23 protein-coding genes and 1 pseudogene are annotated in these 19549 nt (G+C 59.2%); 14 read left to right on the top strand and 10 right to left on the bottom strand.

The genetic code is table 11. The features are described 5' to 3' along the window. Nucleotides 1-9 precede the first annotated feature (9 nt). The 5 genes from AAE029_RS00265 (at nucleotide 10) to AAE029_RS00285 (ending at nucleotide 4624) form a co-directional block, all read left to right on the top strand. A complete protein-coding gene (locus AAE029_RS00265; protein WP_371070779.1) occupies nucleotides 10-1038 on the top strand; it encodes a UDP-glucuronic acid decarboxylase family protein in 1029 nt (342 codons plus the stop codon). Then, on the top strand, nucleotides 1035-1793 hold the full coding sequence (locus tag AAE029_RS00270; RefSeq protein WP_371070780.1) for a TIGR04290 family methyltransferase: 759 nt from the start codon (nucleotides 1035-1037) through the stop codon (nucleotides 1791-1793). The genes AAE029_RS00265 and AAE029_RS00270 overlap by 4 nt, the downstream gene beginning before the upstream one ends. Before the next feature lie 33 nt (nucleotides 1794-1826). Next, nucleotides 1827-3116 carry an Nramp family divalent metal transporter gene (locus tag AAE029_RS00275; protein ID WP_371070781.1) on the top strand — a complete coding sequence of 430 codons (1290 nt, stop codon included), beginning with the start codon at nucleotides 1827-1829 and terminating at the stop codon, nucleotides 3114-3116. A gap of 299 nt (nucleotides 3117-3415) precedes the next feature. Continuing rightward, a complete protein-coding gene (locus AAE029_RS00280; RefSeq protein ID WP_371071516.1) occupies nucleotides 3416-3625 on the top strand; it encodes a DUF982 domain-containing protein in 210 nt (69 codons plus the stop codon). Between the two features lie 138 nt (nucleotides 3626-3763). After that, nucleotides 3764-4624: a sigma-70 family RNA polymerase sigma factor gene (locus AAE029_RS00285; protein ID WP_371071517.1), complete on the top strand. Its 861-nt coding sequence runs from the start codon at nucleotides 3764-3766 to the stop codon at nucleotides 4622-4624. A gap of 168 nt (nucleotides 4625-4792) precedes the next feature. Here AAE029_RS00285 and AAE029_RS00290 read toward each other — a convergent pair whose 3' ends face one another. Further along, nucleotides 4793-5782: an alpha/beta fold hydrolase gene (locus AAE029_RS00290; RefSeq protein WP_371070782.1), complete on the bottom strand. Its 990-nt coding sequence runs from the start codon at nucleotides 5780-5782 to the stop codon at nucleotides 4793-4795. A 214-nt stretch (nucleotides 5783-5996) separates the two neighbouring features. On the opposite strand from AAE029_RS00290, the gene AAE029_RS00295 reads away from it, so the two are divergent. Both AAE029_RS00295 and AAE029_RS00300 read left to right on the top strand, forming a co-directional pair. Then, nucleotides 5997-6878: an alpha/beta fold hydrolase gene (locus tag AAE029_RS00295; RefSeq protein ID WP_371070783.1), complete on the top strand. Its 882-nt coding sequence runs from the start codon at nucleotides 5997-5999 to the stop codon at nucleotides 6876-6878. A gap of 211 nt (nucleotides 6879-7089) precedes the next feature. Next, nucleotides 7090-7416 carry a DUF5335 family protein gene (locus AAE029_RS00300; protein WP_371070784.1) on the top strand — a complete coding sequence of 109 codons (327 nt, stop codon included), beginning with the start codon at nucleotides 7090-7092 and terminating at the stop codon, nucleotides 7414-7416. Here the strand turns inward: AAE029_RS00300 and AAE029_RS00305 are convergent. Next, nucleotides 7397-7537 carry a DUF3775 domain-containing protein gene (locus tag AAE029_RS00305; RefSeq protein WP_371070785.1) on the bottom strand — a complete coding sequence of 47 codons (141 nt, stop codon included), beginning with the start codon at nucleotides 7535-7537 and terminating at the stop codon, nucleotides 7397-7399. The two genes, AAE029_RS00300 and AAE029_RS00305, sit on opposite strands and share 20 nt — an antisense overlap. Between AAE029_RS00305 and AAE029_RS00310 the strand changes: the two genes are divergently transcribed. After that, entirely contained in the window at nucleotides 7508-8746 is a 1239-nt protein-coding gene (locus AAE029_RS00310) for a CapA family protein (protein WP_371070786.1), read from the top strand. The two genes, AAE029_RS00305 and AAE029_RS00310, sit on opposite strands and share 30 nt — an antisense overlap. Nucleotides 8747-8856: 110 nt before the next feature. On the opposite strand, the gene AAE029_RS00315 is transcribed toward AAE029_RS00310, so the two are convergent. Further along, nucleotides 8857-9348 (bottom strand): DUF305 domain-containing protein, encoded by a 492-nt coding sequence (locus AAE029_RS00315; protein ID WP_371070787.1) that lies wholly within the window; start codon nucleotides 9346-9348, stop codon nucleotides 8857-8859. A gap of 124 nt (nucleotides 9349-9472) precedes the next feature. Next, a pseudogene (locus AAE029_RS00320) lies at nucleotides 9473-9670 on the bottom strand (hypothetical protein); the annotation flags it as partial. A 406-nt stretch (nucleotides 9671-10076) separates the two neighbouring features. On the opposite strand from AAE029_RS00320, the gene AAE029_RS00325 reads away from it, so the two are divergent. The 5 genes from AAE029_RS00325 to AAE029_RS00345 all read left to right on the top strand — a co-directional run bounded on the left by AAE029_RS00325 (nucleotide 10077) and on the right by AAE029_RS00345 (nucleotide 13545). Beyond that, nucleotides 10077-10634 carry a hypothetical protein gene (locus AAE029_RS00325; protein WP_371070788.1) on the top strand — a complete coding sequence of 186 codons (558 nt, stop codon included), beginning with the start codon at nucleotides 10077-10079 and terminating at the stop codon, nucleotides 10632-10634. A 95-nt stretch (nucleotides 10635-10729) separates the two neighbouring features. Then, nucleotides 10730-11248, top strand: coding sequence for a DUF6790 family protein (locus tag AAE029_RS00330; protein WP_371070789.1), 519 nt, complete (start codon nucleotides 10730-10732; stop codon nucleotides 11246-11248). A 10-nt stretch (nucleotides 11249-11258) separates the two neighbouring features. After that, nucleotides 11259-11624 carry a hypothetical protein gene (locus AAE029_RS00335; RefSeq protein ID WP_371070790.1) on the top strand — a complete coding sequence of 122 codons (366 nt, stop codon included), beginning with the start codon at nucleotides 11259-11261 and terminating at the stop codon, nucleotides 11622-11624. Nucleotides 11625-11733: 109 nt separating this feature from the next. After that, nucleotides 11734-11889, top strand: coding sequence for a hypothetical protein (locus AAE029_RS00340; RefSeq protein ID WP_371070791.1), 156 nt, complete (start codon nucleotides 11734-11736; stop codon nucleotides 11887-11889). 135 nt (nucleotides 11890-12024) lie between these two features. Continuing rightward, nucleotides 12025-13545: an FAD-dependent monooxygenase gene (locus AAE029_RS00345; protein ID WP_371070792.1), complete on the top strand. Its 1521-nt coding sequence runs from the start codon at nucleotides 12025-12027 to the stop codon at nucleotides 13543-13545. A 308-nt stretch (nucleotides 13546-13853) separates the two neighbouring features. Here AAE029_RS00345 and AAE029_RS00350 read toward each other — a convergent pair whose 3' ends face one another. The 4 genes from AAE029_RS00350 to AAE029_RS00365 all read right to left on the bottom strand — a co-directional run bounded on the left by AAE029_RS00350 (nucleotide 13854) and on the right by AAE029_RS00365 (nucleotide 16086). Beyond that, the gene (locus AAE029_RS00350) at nucleotides 13854-14135 is read right to left on the bottom strand and encodes a hypothetical protein (protein WP_371070793.1); all 282 of its coding nucleotides are present in this window, start codon (nucleotides 14133-14135) and stop codon (nucleotides 13854-13856) included. A gap of 150 nt (nucleotides 14136-14285) precedes the next feature. Continuing rightward, nucleotides 14286-14846: a 4-oxalocrotonate tautomerase gene (locus AAE029_RS00355; protein ID WP_371070794.1), complete on the bottom strand. Its 561-nt coding sequence runs from the start codon at nucleotides 14844-14846 to the stop codon at nucleotides 14286-14288. A gap of 185 nt (nucleotides 14847-15031) precedes the next feature. Further along, nucleotides 15032-15841, bottom strand: coding sequence for a pirin family protein (locus AAE029_RS00360; RefSeq protein ID WP_371070795.1), 810 nt, complete (start codon nucleotides 15839-15841; stop codon nucleotides 15032-15034). 26 nt (nucleotides 15842-15867) lie between these two features. Continuing rightward, nucleotides 15868-16086, bottom strand: a complete 219-nt coding sequence (locus tag AAE029_RS00365) for a rubredoxin (RefSeq protein WP_371070796.1) — start codon at nucleotides 16084-16086, stop codon at nucleotides 15868-15870. A 507-nt stretch (nucleotides 16087-16593) separates the two neighbouring features. Here AAE029_RS00365 and AAE029_RS00370 point away from each other — a divergent pair. Further along, nucleotides 16594-17124, top strand: a complete 531-nt coding sequence (locus AAE029_RS00370; protein WP_371070797.1) for a dihydrofolate reductase family protein — start codon at nucleotides 16594-16596, stop codon at nucleotides 17122-17124. Nucleotides 17125-17203: 79 nt separating this feature from the next. Here AAE029_RS00370 and AAE029_RS00375 read toward each other — a convergent pair whose 3' ends face one another. Both AAE029_RS00375 and AAE029_RS00380 read right to left on the bottom strand, forming a co-directional pair. Next, nucleotides 17204-18181 carry a L,D-transpeptidase gene (locus AAE029_RS00375; RefSeq protein ID WP_371070798.1) on the bottom strand — a complete coding sequence of 326 codons (978 nt, stop codon included), beginning with the start codon at nucleotides 18179-18181 and terminating at the stop codon, nucleotides 17204-17206. 131 nt (nucleotides 18182-18312) lie between these two features. Beyond that, nucleotides 18313-19518, bottom strand: coding sequence for an MFS transporter (locus AAE029_RS00380; protein ID WP_371070799.1), 1206 nt, complete (start codon nucleotides 19516-19518; stop codon nucleotides 18313-18315). Nucleotides 19519-19549: the final 31 nt, after the last annotated feature.

Raw genomic sequence — 19549 nt, forward strand, 5'->3', positions numbered from 1 at the left:
ACAAGTCGGATGAGGAAAGACCCAAAAACCATTCTGGTCGCCGGCGGGGCGGGCTTTGTTGGTTCGCATCTGTGCGATGAATTGCTTTCGCGCGGCAACAGAGTGATCTGCGTCGACAGCTATCTGACGGGCTCACCACTTAACATCCTCCCGCTGGAAAACCATCCATCTTTCCATGCGATCGAACATGACATATGTGAAGAACTCGAGATCGGCGAGAGCGTTGACCAGGTCTACAATCTCGCATGTCCTGCCTCGCCGCCGCTTTACCAGGCAGACCCGATACACACGATGATGACAAGCGTCGCGGGAACGGGAAATCTGCTGCGTCTGGCGGCACGCCACGGCGCGCGCTTCCTGCAGGCATCCACGAGTGAAGTCTACGGTGATCCGGAAGAGCATCCGCAGCGGGAGGACTACTGGGGGCATGTCAATTGTACAGGCCCGCGTGCCTGCTACGACGAAGGCAAGCGGGCAGCCGAAGCACTGTGCTTTGACAGTCTTCGCGCCGGCGACGTTGACGCCCGGGTCGTACGCATCTTCAACACCTATGGCCCGAGAATGCAGCCGAATGACGGACGTATCGTCTCCAATCTCATCGTGCAGGCCCTGCGAAACAAACCGCTGACGATCTACGGAAATGGTGAACAGACACGCTCGTTCTGCTACGTCTCGGATCTGGTCGACGGACTGACAAGACTGATGAACGTCAGCCCCAATCCGGGCCTTCCCGTCAACCTGGGCAATCCGCAGGAGTTTACGATCGCCGAACTGGCCGAATTGGTGCTTGCCATGGTGCCGACACGCTCGCGGATCATCCACAAGCCGCTGCCGCCGGACGATCCCCAGCGCCGCCGCCCGGACATCTCGCGAGCAAAGGAGCTGCTTCAGTGGGAGCCGCAGGTGGCACTGGAGGCGGGGCTTACGCACACAATCGGCTGGTTTAGCGCAACGATTGGAGAAAGGTCCCTTGGGCGGCGAGTCAACCGCCGCGCGGCGATCAGAGCGACGACGGGCTTATCTGTCGGAGGCCGATGATGGAACCTGACACAAGAACGCAGGACGAACTCCGGCGACAGATCGCGGAACTCCGGCCATGGTTCCACAATCTTCGCATTGGTGGAATCGAAACCGCCCCCGATCATTTCCTGGGCGATTATCCGAGCTTCAAATGGAAGGGCTTCCGGCATGTCGTGCCGGAAGACCTTGATGGCTGCAGCGTCCTGGATATCGGCTGCAATGCCGGTTTCTATTCCTTTGAGATGAAACGGCGAAATGCCGGCCGTGTCGTCGGTATCGATACCGATCTCCACTACCTGCGGCAGGCGAAATTCGCGGCACGTCACCAGAATCTCGAGATCGAGTTCTACCAGATGTCGGTCTATGAGGTGGAAAAGCTCGAGACGACTTTCGACTTCGTGCTATTTATGGGCGTGCTCTATCATCTGCGCTACCCGCTGCTCGCTCTAGACCTGCTGCGAGAGCATGTCGTGGGGCACCGCATGCTGTTTCAGTGCATGCAGCGTGGCGATCGCAGCGTGACGCCCGTTCAGGAAAATTACGACTTCGCGGAGAACAAAGTTTTCGACTGCACGGACTTTCCGAAACTTTACTTCATCGAAAACCGATATGCGGACGATCCCACGAACTGGTTCATACCGAACAAGGCGGCGATGGAGGCGATGCTTCGCAGCGCCGGGTTCGAAATTCTCCAGAATCCAGATCCTGAAGTCTATCTTGTGGCATGCACGGAGCGCCACTATGCCGTCGAGCCGCCTCCGTCACTGCGCTAGTTCCAGCAAAATGACTGGCTCACGGAGGCTGTCGTGACCACGGGCCATCAAGACAGCCAAAGACGAGGATCGAGAAACAGGGGTCTAACAGGCGCAATCGGACGAGGTGTTATATCCGGTGCGGCGGATGACGATCCGTCGGCAATAGGAACCTATGCGAGCGCCGGCGCGCGCTTCGGTCTCGACATCCTATGGACGGCACCAGTCACGCTGCCGATGATGTTCACCGTCGTTTACCTGTCCTCGAAGCTGGGCCAGGTTGCGGGCAGGGGACTATTCCATGCCATCCGTGACTTTTATCCCCGCTGGCTGCTTTGGAGCGTCCTGGTCGGCGTACTCATTGGCAACACGATCGAGGCCGCAGCCGATCTTGGAGGCATGGCGGCGGCAATCAACCTTTTCGTTCCGCTGCCGATCCCAGCGATCGTCGCAGCGGTCGCAACAGTAGTCTTCCTTCTGCAAGTGTTCGGCTCCTATGTCCTGATCCGGACGATTTTCCGCTGGCTTGCCTTGCTGCTGCTTGCTTACGCGGGGTCGGCTCTGCTGGCCGGTCCCGATCCCATGGCCGTCCTGCGGGGTACGTTCATGCCTTCGATCGCGTTCGACCGCGAATTTCTTTCGATCCTCGTTGCGATCATCGGTACGACCCTGTCAGCCTATCTCTATACCTGGCAATCGAATGAGGAGGTTGAAGAGCAGATCGCCGAGGGAAAGACAACACTTGCCGAGCGCGAGGGCGCCTCCGATCAGGAGCTCCGCCAGTCCCGGCGCGAAATTCTCATTGGCATGCTGTTTTCCAATCTGGTCATGTACTTCATTATCATGTCGACCGGTACGACCCTGCACCCCCAGGGGCGCACGCAGATAGAAAGCGCGGCCCAGGCGGCCGAAGCACTGAAACCGCTGGCAGGCGATGCTGCCGGATATCTTTTTGCCGCCGGAGTAATCGCAGTGGGCTTCCTCGCCGTTCCGGTGATGACGACGGGAGCGGCATATGATCTGGCGCAATCGATCGGAATAAAGGGAAGCCTGAACGCGACGGCGCGCCAGGCGCCAAAGTTCTACTTCATCATCGGAGCGATCACGCTCATAGCCGTCGGGCTGAACTTTCTAGGCTTTAATCCGATGAAAGCGCTGGTGTGGTCAGGCATCGTGCAGGGCTTTTCCACGCCTCCCCTTCTGTTGCTTATGCTGCTGATGACCAATAATCGCGCGCTCATGGGCGACCAGGTCAACAGTCGCGGCATGAACATCGTTGGCGGGGTGACGACAATGGCGGTCTTTGCCGCAAGTTTCGCACTGATTGCAACTTGGTTCATTTGAAGAAAATCCGACTGGAATTGTTGGCTTACCCGCGGCAGGCTGAAGCGCCCTCCCAGCCCGTCAAGCCTTCGATCAAGAAGTTAGAGCGGGATGTTGGCCGAAAACCGCGCACCCCGCTCTGGAGCGCGGGTCTCCTTGCGCTGCGGTTCCATCAAAATATTCCTCCTGCTTTTCGATTTCCTCGGGAACCCGACTGCCTCCGAATTGTTTGGCGCGGCAGCGATGCAAGGAGGAGGCGGCAGCGGTGAAAGGAGGAGATTGCGGTGACATACGAGCAATGGCGCGAACCGATTTGCGTCATGTTGAACCGAGACGAACTGCGAACGGTTTCGGGCCCATCTGACGCTCTCATCTGCCTCATGGATCGATGGCCCGCCATGAGCGGACTTCGGTTTATCAAGGCCCGTAGTGCCTGCCGCGCTGCACTGGCGGGACGGGCAAGCGCGGAAGTGGCGCGAATGGAATTTCTTGCCGCTGTCAAGGAAGCAGGTCTCGTGCTCAGGACGTAATACAAGGCTGACTTCATTCTTCAAAAAGGAGCCGCGGGCGGGAACGAGAGATGGTCTCGAACGTTCCTTATCGATGGGTCCGATGAGGAGGATTGCCTTGTGACCGGAATCCAAAGGGACGAGCAGAGAAAACGCGCGATGGTCGCATGCATGCCCGCTCTCTACGCGTTTTCGCAACGGTTTTGCCGGAAGCGCAATGACGCCGACGACCTCGTTCAGGAAACTTTGATCAAGGCGCTTGCGAACCTTCATCAAGTGAAGGATGTCGGTCAGGTGAAATCCTGGCTATTTACAATCATGCGCAACACATTCTGCACGCGCTTCAAAATCGCTCGGAGAGAAGCACCAGCGCAGTACGACGGTGACACTCAGAGCTTCCCAGCTCCGCAGGAATGGCGCGTCCAGGTGCGAGAGCTGCAACTCGCTATCGGCAAACTCCCTGCAAACCAACGCGACGTTGTCGAGCTGATCGTACTGGAGGGCGAAAGCTACGAAAGGGCGGCGCAGAGGCTTGGTTGCACCATCGGCACCGTCAAAAGCCGTCTTAATCGCGCGCGTGCTCATCTTGCGGCGGACCTTGGAATTGTGAAGGAGGCGGCGACGGATCCGAAAAGAGTAGAAAGGAAAACGGCTCGGGATAGAAGCGGCATTCCTGTCGTGCTGATCGTGGAGGACGAATATCTGATGGGGGCAGATCTTGCCAATCTGGTTAAGAGAAACGGTGCATCCGTCCTCGGGCCTGCTTCGACGATCCCGTCCGCTTTGGCTCTTGTCTCCAAGACGAAGAAGATCGACGCCGCTGTGCTAGACGTCAATATTCAAAACGAAATGGTATTTGAGGTCGCGGACGTGCTGGGCAAGAGGGGTGTACCGTTCCTGTTCACTTCGGCCTACGACTTCTCCGTCGTACCCGAGCGGTTTCGAAAGATCCGTCAGTATCAGAAGCCAATCGACTATGATGATTTTGTCCGGAACCTTGCCGGTCTCATTGTCGCTTAAGTTCGTGCGGATTTGTGCAGGCCCTTTGCAGGCGCCAAAACACAAGGGCGCTCCCTTGTGGCCGCGCTTTAAGGGCTGCCTTTTGCCGCTTGCAAAGGCCGATCTTCGCCTTCGGTGACGATCGCTCGCGCAAGAGATGGCGCAGCGCCACTTATTCTCTTCTGGCGATCATTTCGTGCTGCCGGTTTCGCCGCCACCAAGAAAGTAAAGGAGCTGCTGCGAGACAAACGCCGGATTTTCGTCCGGCAACCAGTGTCCGGTGTCCGGCGCGACGGCACCCTGTACGTTCGTGGCAACTTCCTTCGCCATTTCCGTTTCCTTCCAGCCGTTGCTGTTTTCGCCCGCCAGCGCCAGCACCGGCATTGCGAGCTTTGTTTGCATGAACTGCTTGAAGCGCTCCTCATCCTGCGGGAAAGCCCGGTAGAGTTCGAATCCTGCCCTGAGGCCGCCGGGCGCAGCGTAGGCGCGCGCATAGACCGCAATGTCCTCGTCCGCGATAGGCACTGCCTCGCGCTTTTTATAGAAGTCGGAGATGTAAGCGGACTCGTGACCGGTCACCAGCATCTCGGCAATGTCGCGCTGCTGATGCAGGCCGAAATGCCAAAGCTCGGGGTCCGGTTTGTGCTTGGCCTCCTCCCAAACGCGGGTGCCGGGCACGGGCACGTCCAGCATGACAAGCTTGGCGACCTCGTCCGGCCACTGGGCGGCATAGGCATAGGCGACCATTACCCCGATGTCACGGCCGACGAGGTTGACCCGGGTCGCGCCAAGCTGGTGGACGAGCGCCCGGATGTCCGCAGCCATCGTCGCCTTGTCATAGCCGCCCTGCGGCCTTTCGGAATCGCCGGCACCGCGGTAGTCCACCGCGACCACGCGATACCCACCCTTTGCAAGCGCAGGCATGACATTTCGCCATGTATACCACGTCTGGGGCCAACCATGCAGGAGAACAACGAGCTCGCCATCAGTCGGACCACCGATAACGTAGTGCAGCCGCACGTTGTTGGCTTCAGCAAAGTGATCTGCGAACACTCGGCCGAAGTCCGCCGGCAGTCCCGCATGCGGGGCGTTGGGTGGGACCTCCTGGGTCGACGCGCCACCGGCAACAAAAAGAGCCATAACAATAGCCGAAAGCATGGATATCAGCGGATGTTTCATTCGCGGTGCCTCCATCTCCAGGAACTTCAGGAGCTCACCGCCACGAATTGACACGGGCTCCACGCGATCCAGCCCGAACAGCAAAGACCTTTGATAGTTCCCAAGATGCCTTGCGATTTCGGTACCCGCTTTGACCGTATGCGCGGCATGGTTGGAACTATCCTTGCAGTGGCAGGTTCGGTCAGCGACAGCAACTTTGGCGGAGGAGACGCCGATGCATCACATGGTCGAGACGCCCTTTTTGCGGGTCGCCTACGAAGAGACGGGCCGGAGCGATGGCCGACCGATCGTGCTCGTCCATGGCTGGCCGGACGACGTGCGCTGCTGGGACAACATCACATCCACGCTGACGGACAAAGGATATCGTGTCCTTGCGCCGTATCTGCGCGGCAGCGGTCCCACGACCTTCCTCTCAGCCGATACGATGAGGAGTGGCGCTATCGCGGCGCTCACCCAGGACCTTGTCGATTTTCTCGATGCCCTCGACCTGAGTGACGTGGTAATTGGCGGCTATGATTGGGGTGCGCGCGCCGGCTACGGCGTAGCGGCGCTCTTTCCCGGGCGTTTGCGTGGTCTTGTGGCGATGGCCGCCGGATACGCTACCTCCCAGCCCATTAAAGAAATGGACTACGAGCTGGCGAAAGCCTATTGGTACGAATGGGTGATCGCTCTCGAACAAGGGCGGGAAGCGATGGACAAGGACCGGTTGCGTCTTGCGAAGTTCCTGTGGAAGACGTGGTCACCGGAATGGTCTACGAAATGGCGGGATTTCGATGCGATGGCGCCCTCCCTTGGCAATGATGACTGGCCGCGGATCAGCATTCACGCATACCTGCAGCGCTGGAAGGAGACGGTTGGCGCACCGGAGCACGAGGATGTTGAACGCAGGCTCGCCGAGACTCCGATAATCGGAGTTCCGACCCTTGTGCTGCACGGAGCCCTCGACGGCTGCAATCTCGTGGAAACATCGGCAGGCAAGGACGAGTATTTCAACGGGGAATATGAACGCATCGTTCTCGACGCAATCGGCCACTTCATTCCTCAGGAAGCGCCGAAACAGACGGTCGAAGCGATCCTTCGGCTCGCTTCCAACTGAGGACGCTCACCGGCAGTCCGCAGGACATCTTGCTGCGACTGCGGTAATCGATCGTCGAAAAGTCGTGCCCACCGAATGCGGTCGACTTAGAGATGGCAGGAGCATTGTGTGCTTTTCAACCGACGCGCGGTTGCCTCCTTGATCCATATCATGGCTGACCATGAGGCACGGCATTAGGCTTAGTGGCATCGGAGAAATGGAGGAAGGTGACATGGCAAGCAGAACCTTGCCACCGACGGAGTGGCAATCCTATTTCGCCCGCCTCAGCGAAACCGCTTACGGCAGGCAGGCTCGTATTGAAGTTCTGGGGTCCGCCCTTGGGGCTCAGGTTATCGCGCAATCGTCGTCATTGGTGGGCATTACCTATGAACCCAAGCGGAATACGCTTGAAATCCTCGTGGAGGGGCTCGACCACATCATCGAAAAGCCAAAGGCGATCTCCGTGCTGGAGGATGATGAAGGGCTACGGGCTTTGGAAATCCTCGATCGCGACGACCGGCATCAAATCCTGACCCTGGTCAGATCTGCGTCCGAGTGAACGCGATTTTCGGGGCTATCTCGCGGATTTCGGCCCAGTCTTGGGCCGCACCATCTCCGCGACCTAGCCACGCCAGCGCGACGAGATCAATTTGTTCGTCGTCACGGAGCGCCCAGATCAAGCTTCGAAGCTCTTCCTGAACAGGGTCATCGGCCGAGTTGTAACAGTTGCCGCCGCCGCGCCTGTGGTCGGGCCCTCATCAGAGCTGAGGAACGAACGGATGAGATTCTTTCTTTGCGGTGATGTTATGGTTGGCAGGGGGATTGACCAGATATTGCCGAATCCAAGTAATCCGCTACTCCACGAACCATTCATGCGGTCGGCGGAGGACTATGTCGAGCTGGCTGAGCAGAAATCGGGACCGATCGTGAGAGGTGTTTCTTTCGATTATATCTGGGGGGATGCTCTCGCGGAAATCGATCGAAGGTCCCCCGATCTGCGGATCATCAATTTGGAAACCAGCATTACGACGTCAGAGGCCTTCGAGCGCAAGGGCATAAATTACCGGATGCACCCGAAGAACATCGGCTGCATATCGGCTGCAAGGATTGATTGTTGTGTTCTGGCCAATAACCACATTGCCGATTGGGGCATGGGGGGAGCAGTCGACACGGTTGAGACACTCGAGGGAGAAGGAATTGCGACGGCGGGCTTTGGGCCGGATTCGGGTACGGCACGAAGCGCCGCTGTTTTGACGACCAAGGCAGGACGGCGCGTTCTGGTTTTTGCCTTCGCTTGTTCTTCCAGCGGTGTTCCATCTGAGTGGGCCGCCGAAGCCAACAGGCGGGGTGTGAATTTCCTTGCCCATCTGGACGAAGCGTCCTTTCCATCGGTGGTAGACCACATCGCGAAATCACGACGGCCGGACGATATCGTCGTCGCATCGATCCATTGGGGCGGCAACTGGGGTTACAAAATTCCAACTGAGCATTGGCGTTTTGCCCATGCGTTGATCGATATGGCCGGTGTTGATATCGTGCACGGCCATTCATCGCACCATGCGATGCCGATAGAGGTCCATGCGGGACGCCCGATCTTGTATGGCTGTGGCGATTTCATCAACGACTACGAAGGTATCAAAGGATACGAGATATTTCGTCCTGAGCTCGTGCTTGGATATTTTCTTGACTTGCACGAGCATACTCATGTCTTGCAACGCCTTGAGATGGTCCCTTTCCGGATGCGGTCGTTCAGTCTGCATCGGGCATCTCAAGAAGAGGCCGTATGGTTGCGCTCACGTCTTGATCCCGGTTGCCGCCGGATGGGCGGTCGCATTGATGCCCTGCCAGACGGAGTGCTTTGCTTCTCGTCCTGTGATGAGTCTGCCTAGGGCGCATGAGCAGCATGCTGACCTCATGGATCACAGGCATATGTTTTCGCCCGTAGCGTCTAACTCCACCCCGACATCCAGACGGCCGCCTGGAGCCGCACTAAAGGCAATCAATCGAGATCTTTAAGGCGAGCTTGGATTGCATTCATTTGCTCGATCTCCTCGCGCTGGCCACGCGAAATTTCCGAGCAGAGTGCGACAAGTTCCGGATCCTTGAGGTTCGCCTCTCCGCACATGAGGATCGCGCCTGAATGATGAGGGACCATTGAAGCGATGAACTGCCTGTCGCCTATGAGAGCCTGGGTGCGCGTGCCTGCGAAGGCGGTCACGAACACAATGGCGAGGCCAACATATATGAAAATGTTCAGCCTCTTGTTCCCGTACATTGGCCCCATCGTCGCAAGCATGATCATGCCCATCGGAGCAACCATCGTTAGTGCCATATAGAGCATGTTGAGGTTATTCCGAAAATCGCCCCAGCCGTCGATCATAGAGAACATCACCAAGTACATGACAATGAGGCTCAGGATCATGTTGGCAGCGAACATGACATAGGGATGCCCACTCATACCTCGATGTCCCTCATGGTCGTAGTTGCGCATGACTGGCTTCCTTCGAATTCTGATACTTGACGGGCTGGTGACAAACGTCTCGCCGGCAACACTGATCTCTGTGAGAGTGCCGCATCGCCTAACCTGAAGCGCCTAGCTTCGTTCCCGTCAACCGACCCCGTTGATCGATGAACAGGGCGGCTGGTCCCGTGCCGGTGAGGTTTCCTTCCAGGACGCTGACGTCGAAAGTAAGGGTCGTTCCATCGAGCTTCGGCGACCTGAGCGTCACAACGGCATCGCTGGGTTCGAAGCCGGCGTTCAGCACCGAGATCGTTGCGTTCGGCGGATCCGTGTCGAAGCTGTCCGGCCCGTCGCCCGGTGGATGGCCTGCAGAGTCGCCAGTTGACGAGCCGACCGAGCACCAGACGTGATGCGATCGATAGAAAAAAGACTGGAAGACCCGCATCCTCAGAACTGGTGAAGGCGTTGAAATCGGAAAGTCGAACACGCCCATTCGGACGGTTCGCGGTCCGTCACCTATGACTGCAGAGTGGCTTGCAGTCTGACAATGCCGATCTATTTTTCCGCCGTGTCCTTTGTTCCCGGGAGCGCCGGGTTTTGGCCGCAGCAATCGACAATGCACCAAAAGGTGTATCATCAATTTCCAGTGGTGCTCACGGTCCTCAGGAAGACTTGGCCAGTGCCGCCAACAAGAGCAGAAGAATGCGTTCTGACCACTGCAACTGAATGCGTGTTTCACGCTTGAGGGGCGAGCGCGGATGTCCGGGACAGACATCTTCTCCGTTATCGGCGGACTTTACGATGCAAGCGCAGGCGGCGGGGACTGGTTCGCCGCCGGGCAGGAGCTTTTCCAGTTCATCGGTGTCGACTCGGGTTCGCTGCGCCTGCGCCGGACCCACGGGCACGTCGTGAACGTATTGCAGCCGACCTTGCCGGCAGAGGAGCAATATTCCACACGCTTTGCGCCGAGCGATCCGGTGCGTGGGGCGGCTCTGCGCGAAATCCCGGCGAGAGACTGGGGCTCCGCCGTCAGGATCGGCGAGGAACTGTTGCCTGCCGACACATTTTTTCGATCCGACTTCTACCAGAACTTCGCAAGACCACTGGGCAGGAACCACCTCCTTCTCGGGGCCCTCGGGGATGCCGAAAGGACCTTGATCCTGTTGTTCAGGGAGAAGACGCCTTTCACCGAGCGGGATAAGCAGAACCTCGTATCCATACTGCCGCACATTCAGCGCGCCGTACAGCCGCGGCTCGCATGTGTCGCCCGACCAATCACCAGTTCTGAGGATGCAGCCAGACCTGCCTTTGCGTAGAGGTGGAGCACGTCGCCGTCAGCGCCGATTGCGGACGCCGATCCGCGGACAGGCCATGCGGCCGCTTCCTAAAACAGCCTCGCATGGAAACAACCATGATCGCCGATACCATCCGTCTCTTGCTATCAAACCTTCCGGTCGTGTTTTGTCTTGGCGCCCTCCTTGCCGGCGCGACGCTCGGCAGGCCGGAGCCATGGCCGGACCGCTATCTCTCTTGGCTCCTCCTGCTGGCGGTTGGGGCCGACGGCGTCTGGGCGGGTTTCTTCCACGTCTTTCTTCCCGAAATTGCCTCGCGGCAGATCGGCTGGCAACCGAGCCCTTTCGAATTCGAGGTCGGTATTGCGGATCTTTCGCTGGGCATGGTTGCCATCCTGTCTTTCTGGCGGAGGTTCGAATTCAAGGCGGCGATAGCCGTCTACGCGATCCTGTTCCACGCCGGCGTCTCCATAGGACACGTCATCCAGGCATTCGGGGATGGCGACGTCGCCCCCGACAATTTCGGGACCCTGCTGATCCTGACGATTTTGCGTGCCGGTGCGTTGACATGGCTTCTCCTTGCCTGCAGCCGCAATCATGCCACCGAATCCGCACGTCAAAAGCGGCTCGCCGCGTGACGGACTGCCAATGACGTCCCCGAAACACCGCATCACCTTCGCGCCGGCGTGGATCAGCTCCATCGTTGGAGGCTCGGTCCTGGTTCTGATAGGCGCGACGATGTTCGCAGACGAACTCGGCTATCAACTGCCTCATCGCTGGATGGCCCTGATCCTGCTCGTTCCCGCTATCGCAGCCATCGCCGACAGTATTGTACTTGGACTGCGGCTGAGGCGTGCTGACATCCCTGTGGTGTCCCGCGGTATCGTTGGCGTTCTCTTCGGCGCGATCGGCATTCTCCTGTTCCTGCGGATCAGCACCGGGGTGCTTCTGCCAATCCTGATCGTGGCGCTGGGAGCGGGGGCGATCGTGCGCGCCTTTTTCTTGGAAAATTGATGCCGGCACACCGGCGGTTCACCGAAAGGATCTGACACATGGCTGCCAATTCACGATCGGATTTACGGTACCGGTCGTCGCTGCGGCAAGCCTCATCACCGGCAGCGAGTTGACGCTGGGCCTGGGTGCTGGTGATACGGTCCTGTTGGTGCTTGCTCTTGCGATCAGCACGATCAGCTTTGGGACCGGACGTACCACGGTGCTGACCGGGGCGGTTCATCTTGTGGTCTTCGTAGCTTACGTGATGCTAATCGCCGTTCCCTAACTAGGCTTAGGACCTGTTAAATTGCTTGCAGATGCATGTCGTTGCCGCAAACCCGCTGCACACTTTTGCGCGACATGCATTAGAACTCTGAGATATTGCGTTGGGACAGTCGGAACTGCCAGGGGGAGTTTGCGGATGACAGAACATGCAGTCGTGATTGCCGGAGGAGGTCCGACGGGCCTAATGCTGGCAGGCGAGTTGGCGTTGGCGGGCGTCGACGTAGCCATTGTCGAACGCCGCCCTAACCAAGAGCTTGCCGGCTCGCGTGCTGGCGGTCTGAGCTCACGCACTCTCGAAGTTCTCGATCAGCGCGGAATCGTGGACCGGTTCCTCGCGGAAGGACAAATAGCCCAAGTCACGGGATTCGCGGTCATGCGTTTGGACATCAGCGATTTTCCGACCCGGCACAACTACGGTCTGGCGCTGAGGCAGAAGCACATCGAGCGCATTCTCGCTGGCTGGGTCAGCGAGCTGGCGGTGCCGATCTATCGCGGCCGTGAATTGACGTCTTTCGCGCAGGACGTCATGGGCGTCACGATCGAACTGTCCGATGGTGCGTCGCTGCGGGCAAGCTATCTCGTCGGGTGCGATGGAGGCCGCAGTCTGGTCCGCAAAGCTGCCGACATCGAGTTTCCAGGATGGGATGCGACGACCAGCAGCATCCTCGCCGAGGCCGAGATGGCGCAGGAGCCGCCATTGGGCATTCATCGCACGGCCCTTGGTATCCATGCCTTCGGCAGGGAGGAGTATGAAATTCGCGACGGCAAGATCATCTTTGCGAGTGAAGGTCCGATCGGCATCATGGTGACTGAAAAGAATGCCGGCGCATCGAGCGAGCCCACGTTCAGCGATCTGAGAGAAGCACTTATCGCGGCATGCGGAACAGATTACGGAATCCACAACCTAAAGTGGATTTCCAGGTTCACCGACATGTCGCGGCAGGCGGCGGCTTACCGCAAGGGCCGGGTTCTCCTGGCCGGCGATGCCGCACATGTGCATTCTCCGGTGGGCGGACAAGGCCTTAATACTGGTGTGCAGGATGCGGTGAATCTGGGTTGGAAGTTGGCCCAAGTCGTGAAAGGAGCATCGCCTGAAGTCTTGCTCGACACTTATCACGCCGAACGGCATCCGGTTGCGGCCCGCGTATTGCGCACGACGATGGCACAGGTCGCATTGCAACGGACTGGTGATCGCACTGAGGCCTTGCGTGAAATCGTAACAGAGCTCCTTGGCATGGAGGAGCCTCGCAAACGGATTGCTGCCGAGATGTCCGGACTTGGTATCCATTACGACCTCGGCGAGGGGCATCCGCTGGTCGGCCGCCGCATGCCTGACCTCGACCTGGTCACGCCTGATGGTCCGATACGTATCTTTACGCTCCTCCAAAATGCGCTGCCAGTGCTGTTGAATCTCGGCGCGCTTGGCAGCTTTGACATCACGCCGTGGTCAGATCGCATTAAGTTGGTTTACGCCAAATATGACGGTCCATGGGAACTGCCTGCGTTGGGCTTGGTCTCCGCTCCAACCGCGGTGTTGATCCGGCCCGATGGATATGTGGCGTGGGTGGGCGACAGGACGCAGGCTGGTCTTCAAGACGCGATGAACACCTGGTTCGGACCACCTGGCTGGAAAACCGAAAAATTAGTTAGCTCTTGACCTACAGCGCCGTGCGTCTTTTCAGACGCACAAAGGACGCTGTAGCGCTTTGAATTGCAGCATGTTTCCTTAAATCAAATTGGTTCCGATTTGAGGAAACATGCAGCAGGCCCAGCACCTATTTAGCTTGCGGAGCGGATGTTTGGCTGAGTCAATGGCGGCGCGGGGAGGGTTGCACGCGTAGCGGGCTTCTGCCGCAAAGGCGCTTCCTGTCGCGAAGCTCAACACGGCAAGTGCCGCGTGTGGGATGTTGCAGACAGCCACGACCGTGACTCCTTTTCGATTGGGCGAGGCTCCGCTCGCCATGGTCAGTTGCCGCCGCCACCGTGTTCGTCGGCGAAGTCGATGCCGTCACGTACTTCGCCAATCGCCTGTTCGATGAGCTGGATGGCGGCGGCCTTGTGCCCGCCCTTGTTAGGGGTGGCTTCGCGCAGCGATGCCAGCGCATCATACAGAGACGACAAGGCACGCTCCATGTTGCCCTGATAGGCGAGCGCTTCACCTGCTGTCGCTGCAACCGCGGAGGCCGCGACCGCGCCTGCGGCGGCGATGAGAAAGAAGTCGCGGCGGGAGGTGTCTACGGTGTTCATTGGTTTGACCCTTTTTATGGTAGATCGTTTGTCGGTTTGAATTTGATGGAAGATCCTGACGGGACAGGTAGCCCCGTCAGGAGTGCGTTTTCCTGTTTCGATCCGGCCTCGCGGCCGCCGATCAGGTTGCAGTTGGCGTTTCGGTTTGGCTCAGCGAGCTTGGCTTGGTGGCAGTCCGCCGAGATCTTTCGGATAGGCGGATACGGTGAGCATCCGCGATTTCGCCGCGAAGTAGGACTGCACCCAGGCGAAACGTTCGCTCGTCTTAGGCAGCCCAACCGAGTCGGCGATGCTTTCGAGGCTGATCGAGCGTCCCGCGCAGCCCCAGTTGCCTTCAGGCACCTCGTTGATCACGACGAGGATGCTTGCGCCCGCGCCTGCTTTGCCGGTGGCCCCGGTGACGGCGAGAATCGCGTCGTTTACCCAGCCATGCACCTCACTCTTGTGGGCCTGGTTCATGTAGCCCTCGGGGATGGTGACGTGGACGAGAAAGCGTCCGGGCGGCGATACGAAGCTGCCGTCGGTCGCGCCGCCGACCCACCAGTCGCCATGCGGCAGCTCGCTGAAGAGCACCCAGCCGAAGGCGCGGCCGCCATGCGTGTCGGCCCCGCCCTCCATGCGGATCAGCACCTCGGTGAGCAGCGTCGCGAGCTTCGCCTTGGCGGCGGCGTCAAGGCCACCCGCCTGGTAGCGTACATCTATGATCGGCATGTCACTGTCCTTTTCTGATGGCGAGCCTGCTGCCCGGGCAGTCTGGATTGCTCCAGTCGCCACGGCAGATCGGCGATCTGCAAATATGGCGGAAGGGGCAGGGCGTAGCTGCCCCATACGTCCCGGCCGCCTCGCATGCTGAGGTCCGCGGCGGCCTAGCCGGCTTGGGAGCCGCGCCGGAATGATCAATGGCCGGCATGGTCGTGCTCCCAGGCCTTGATCACGTCGTCGTCGATCATGATCGTTTCGATGATCATGATGTCGCTGTCGTCCTCGCCGACATCGATCTTGATGGTCAGGTCATCGCGTTCCGAGAAGCCTGCGCTGTCGCGGCGTCCAAGCGCGATGCCGCCGATATTGGCCGAGCCCTCGCGGATGAAGACGTAGGCGCCGTGTCCCTTGGAGCGGAGCTCATAGGTGAAGGTCCCGCCACCGTCGGCCATGAGGCGCGAGACGCGCAGATCCTGCGAGATCGGCAGCGCGCTGTCGGCGTCGCCGACGAGCTGTACGATCTCATTGCGCCGGCGGCGGTAGTCGAAATGCGCTCGGTGGTAGGTCGGCGGCAGGTAGAGCTGCTTCGGCATCAGCCACAGGTAGATGGAGTGCATGTCCTCGGAGGTGACACTGAGCTCGGAGTGCTTGCCACCCGAGCCTGCCGAGAAGACGTAATAGTCGCCTGCCCTCAGATTATCGACCATGCCCTCGCCAGCGGTGTTGAGATGGGTAAGTTGACCCTCGAAGACGAAGGCACAGATGACGAAGTTATGGTGCGGATGCATATTGTAGCCGCAGCCGGCGCCGTGGAACACCTCGTCGCCGAAGACTCGGATCGGCCCGAAGCCGGGGCGTCCGCTTTGATAGTCGTGGAAATTGAAGCTGGAAGCCCGCGTAACGAATCCGTCCGGATGCCCTGCGATATAGGACGAACGGGTGCCGTCCGACCGAACCGTGTCGTGACCACGCTCATGGTCGCGGATGATGAAAGACTTGCTCATGATGGCTTACTCCTGGTTACGCTGCGTTAGGCGGCGCTGGCGAGATCCGGTCCGCCCTCGGCGTAGCCGATGAAGACCATCTCGAACATGTGCTTGGGCGTGCCGCAGTCCGGGCAGACCCAGGTGTCGGGGATATCGTCCCAGCGTGTGCCGGGAGCGATGCCGTGCTCGGGTAGGCCGAGCGCTTCGTCATAGGAAAATCCGCAGCCGAGACACATCAGCCGCTTCAGTGGTTCGGTGTTCATGTCAGTCTCCGCATTTCGGGTCGCCCTGCGCGTGGCTGGTGAAGGTCACGCTCAAATCCGAGCGGTGCCTCGACGCCGCAACTGGGTCGATCGCTTTGTCGTCCTTGCTGGTTGCTGAATGTGGGAACCTATGGCTCCCGCTGCTTGTCGCCGGCGAGCAAGGTGAGCGCCGAGGACATTGCGTTCCAATAACCGCGGCTGCTGTCGACCCGCATCCTCAGAACTGGGGATCTGAAATGGCGACGGGATATGCGAGGGCGAGCTCCCCCCAACCTCGAGGAGGAGCAGCACGAATCCTCAATCGTCGACGAAGGATGGTACGAAAGGGGCGACCGGTCGAGGGTGTGTGAAGCGGGCGAGGGGCCCCTGGTGACGGCGTCCACGAGCCACCTCCGACGCACCAAACGGGTCTATGCCGCGAAGCGGCCCGCAGTTTGCGCCTAACGTCACTTTCTGTGCCACGCTGGTCGTACTATCTTGAAGGCCTTGGAGTGGAGATTTGGTAGCATGGCAAAGCTTGTCTTCGGAATGAACCAGTCCTTGGACGGTTACGTCGACCATCTGGAACTGCGGACAGATCCGGCGCTCTTTCGTCACTGGACAGAGCACGTGCGCGACCTGACCGGCAGCGTGTACGGTCGCCGCATGTACGAGACCATGCGTTATTGGGACGAAGACCGTCCTGAGTGGAGTGGGGAGCAACACGAGTTCGCGGGGGCGTGGCGGCGCCAACCTAAGTGGGTCGTGTCGCGCTCGTTGAAGTCAGTCGGCCCCAACGCCACACTTGTCGAGGACGATGTCGAGGCGGTGATACGTGGTCTTAAGGCTCGGCTCGTTGGGGAGATTGCAGTTTCCGGACCAGAGCTAGCACGAAGCCTAACCGACCTTGGTCTTATCGATGAGTACCGACTCTACTTCCAACCTATCGTGCTTGGCCGCGGCAAGCCATTCTTTGCCGGCCCGCGGCCGCCGCTCCGCCTTGTTTCCACCGAGCCCGTTGGCGAGGAGACGATTAGGCTGACGTACGTTCCTGCTTAATCGCACGACTCGCCCAACGGGACTGCGCCGGCTGAGCAGGTTTACCTTTCTCTCAGTTCCAAACAAAACCAGCAGACGGTCAGTCGGTGAACTCGACGATGACCCCTGGCTTGACCATCCCTGCCAATTCCTCGGCGTCCCAGTTGGTCAAGCGAACGCATCCGTGTGACTGAGATTTATCAATGAGTGAGGGTTCCGGTGTGCCGTGGATCCCGTAGGTTGGCTCCGTCAGATCGATCCAAACGCTTCCCACGGGGCCGTTAGGGCCACTAGGCAGCCTTAGAATCTTGCGATTGTGGCCCTGCTGGAAGTTGACCTTGGGATTATAGATGTAGGGGGGCATTCGAGCGACGCCCTTGACCTTGTGCGTGCCGGAGGGCGAAGGCGACTCTTCGCTGCCGATCGTGGCGGGATATGCAGCAAGCAGCGAACCATCTTCCGCAAACGCCAGGACCTGCCCCGCTCGCTTGCGCGCCTCGATCCGTTTGGCCGTGCCCTGCTTCGCGACGCCCGGCATCGCAACCGACACCGTCTCACCGACGGCAAATCTTGAGCCCGAATTGAGCGCCTTGAGAAGATCGATGTCCATGTGAAACCGCTCGGACAGTTTCTCCGCTATGCTCGTATATCCGAGGTGCTCCATCCTGGCTTGTTTGGCGTAGTCTTTGGGGATGCTCGCCACGAGACCCTCGGCATCTTCCTTGGAGATGACATAGGCTTGGATGACGGGCATATCGTCCGCAAGTCGGCCGATGACCTCAGGGTCCAGCTTTCCGTCAGCAGGAAGAGCTTGCATCGTCTCAAATGCGGCAATCGCTTTGGTGACGTTCTCCCCATAATAGCCGTCGATCACCCCAGGAGATGAACCCGCGCGATCCAGAAGAATTTGGAGATGAACGATGGCGGGCTCGGGTCGAGGCGAGGGGTTGGATGGTGGCTCTGACGGGATCGAGGCGATCGGAGCGTTGTTGATGGCTTCCGCCTGAAGCTCCTGAGCACCGGCGGCGCCACACAGGACCCATGTCAGTGATGCTGCGAGCAAAGTCATGTTTTTCATGAATATCAAATCTACGGCGACCGAACTTGTTCCGCGCTCCTGATTTTGGAACGCGATGCCGAACAGTGTGTGGAGATTTCAGGCGCGGAGGGAATTCGGGCAAAAGCCTTCGCTTTGTCAGCGGGCGAGCATCAGCTTCGGTAGATGAGGCCGAAGATCAGCGCGATCACAGCGAATGCGGTGATCACACAGGCAAACGTGATGTCGGCGACGGTCATACTGGTAAGGCTCGACAGCACGCCGGTGCCGATCACCGGAAGCGCATTGCCCATGAAGCAGAAAAGGAAATAGCTCGACACCACGGCGGCTCGCTTGTCCGTTGGTGCGATCTGGTTCACCACCTGCAGACTTCCCCTGTAGCCAAGCCCGGCGGAGACACCGACAAGAGCCGTTGTTGCCACCACTATCCAGAGCATTCCAAAAGCTTGCGCGGCGACCACAGCACCGGCTGCCGGGATCATGAGCGCCAGCGACAATATCATGGAAGTGCGGCTTGCCAGCGCTTGTGTCACAACGATCACGACTGCAACCACCATCGCAAGTTCGAAGAACAGTGCGCCAGCCGCGGCGTGGCTTGTGATGTGGAGGTCGTGCAGCAGAATTGAGGGCATCAGGGCCGCATAAAAGCCGACCAGCGCCATCAGACCAAAGCCTGTAATAGCGGGAGCGACGAATTGCGTGCGGATTTGCTGTGGTAGCGCCAATTGCGGGTGCATTTCGAGACCGCCGGGTTCCGGATGCCGGAGAGTCTCTCGGGTGAACGAAACCAGGATCGCCGTTGCGCAAAGGACGAAAAGGTAGATGATGAACGACAGGTGCAGTGGCCATGGGGCATATTGCGCAAGCAGGCCAGACAACAAGGCCGCCAGGCCGAGACCAAGAAAGTTAGCAGTCGTCCCGATGATGGCAGCCCGTTTCTTTTCCTCTTTGGCGATCAGTTCGGCGAGCCAGGCATTACCGGTGCCACTGGCAATACCGACGCCGAGACCGCTGAGAACGCGCGCAATGTAAAGCGCCGTGATGCCATTGGCGAATAGAAAGACGAGCGCGGCGATGATCAAGGTCGCAATCGCGACCATCGCGATGAGGCGTCGGCCGACGCGGTCCGAGATCCGGCCGAAATATAAAAGCGCGGCGACGTTGCCGACGGCGTAAGCGGCGTAGATAAGCGTCAGGGTGATCTGCGAAAAACCAAATCGCTGCTGGTATATGAGGTAGAGCGGCGTGATTAGGGTGCTCAGACCGAAAGCGGTCCCGATCAGCATCGCAACTGCGGCAAGGGCCGCAGCTCCGTGAAGTTCTACCCACTGGATGCGCGTGGCGCCAGACTGCACCATGGGAATCAACCTCCAAGATTGCTGTTCTGGC

The sequence above is a fragment of the Sinorhizobium sp. CB7 genome, assembly GCF_041357635.1.
GTDB lineage: Bacteria > Pseudomonadota > Alphaproteobacteria > Rhizobiales > Rhizobiaceae > Rhizobium.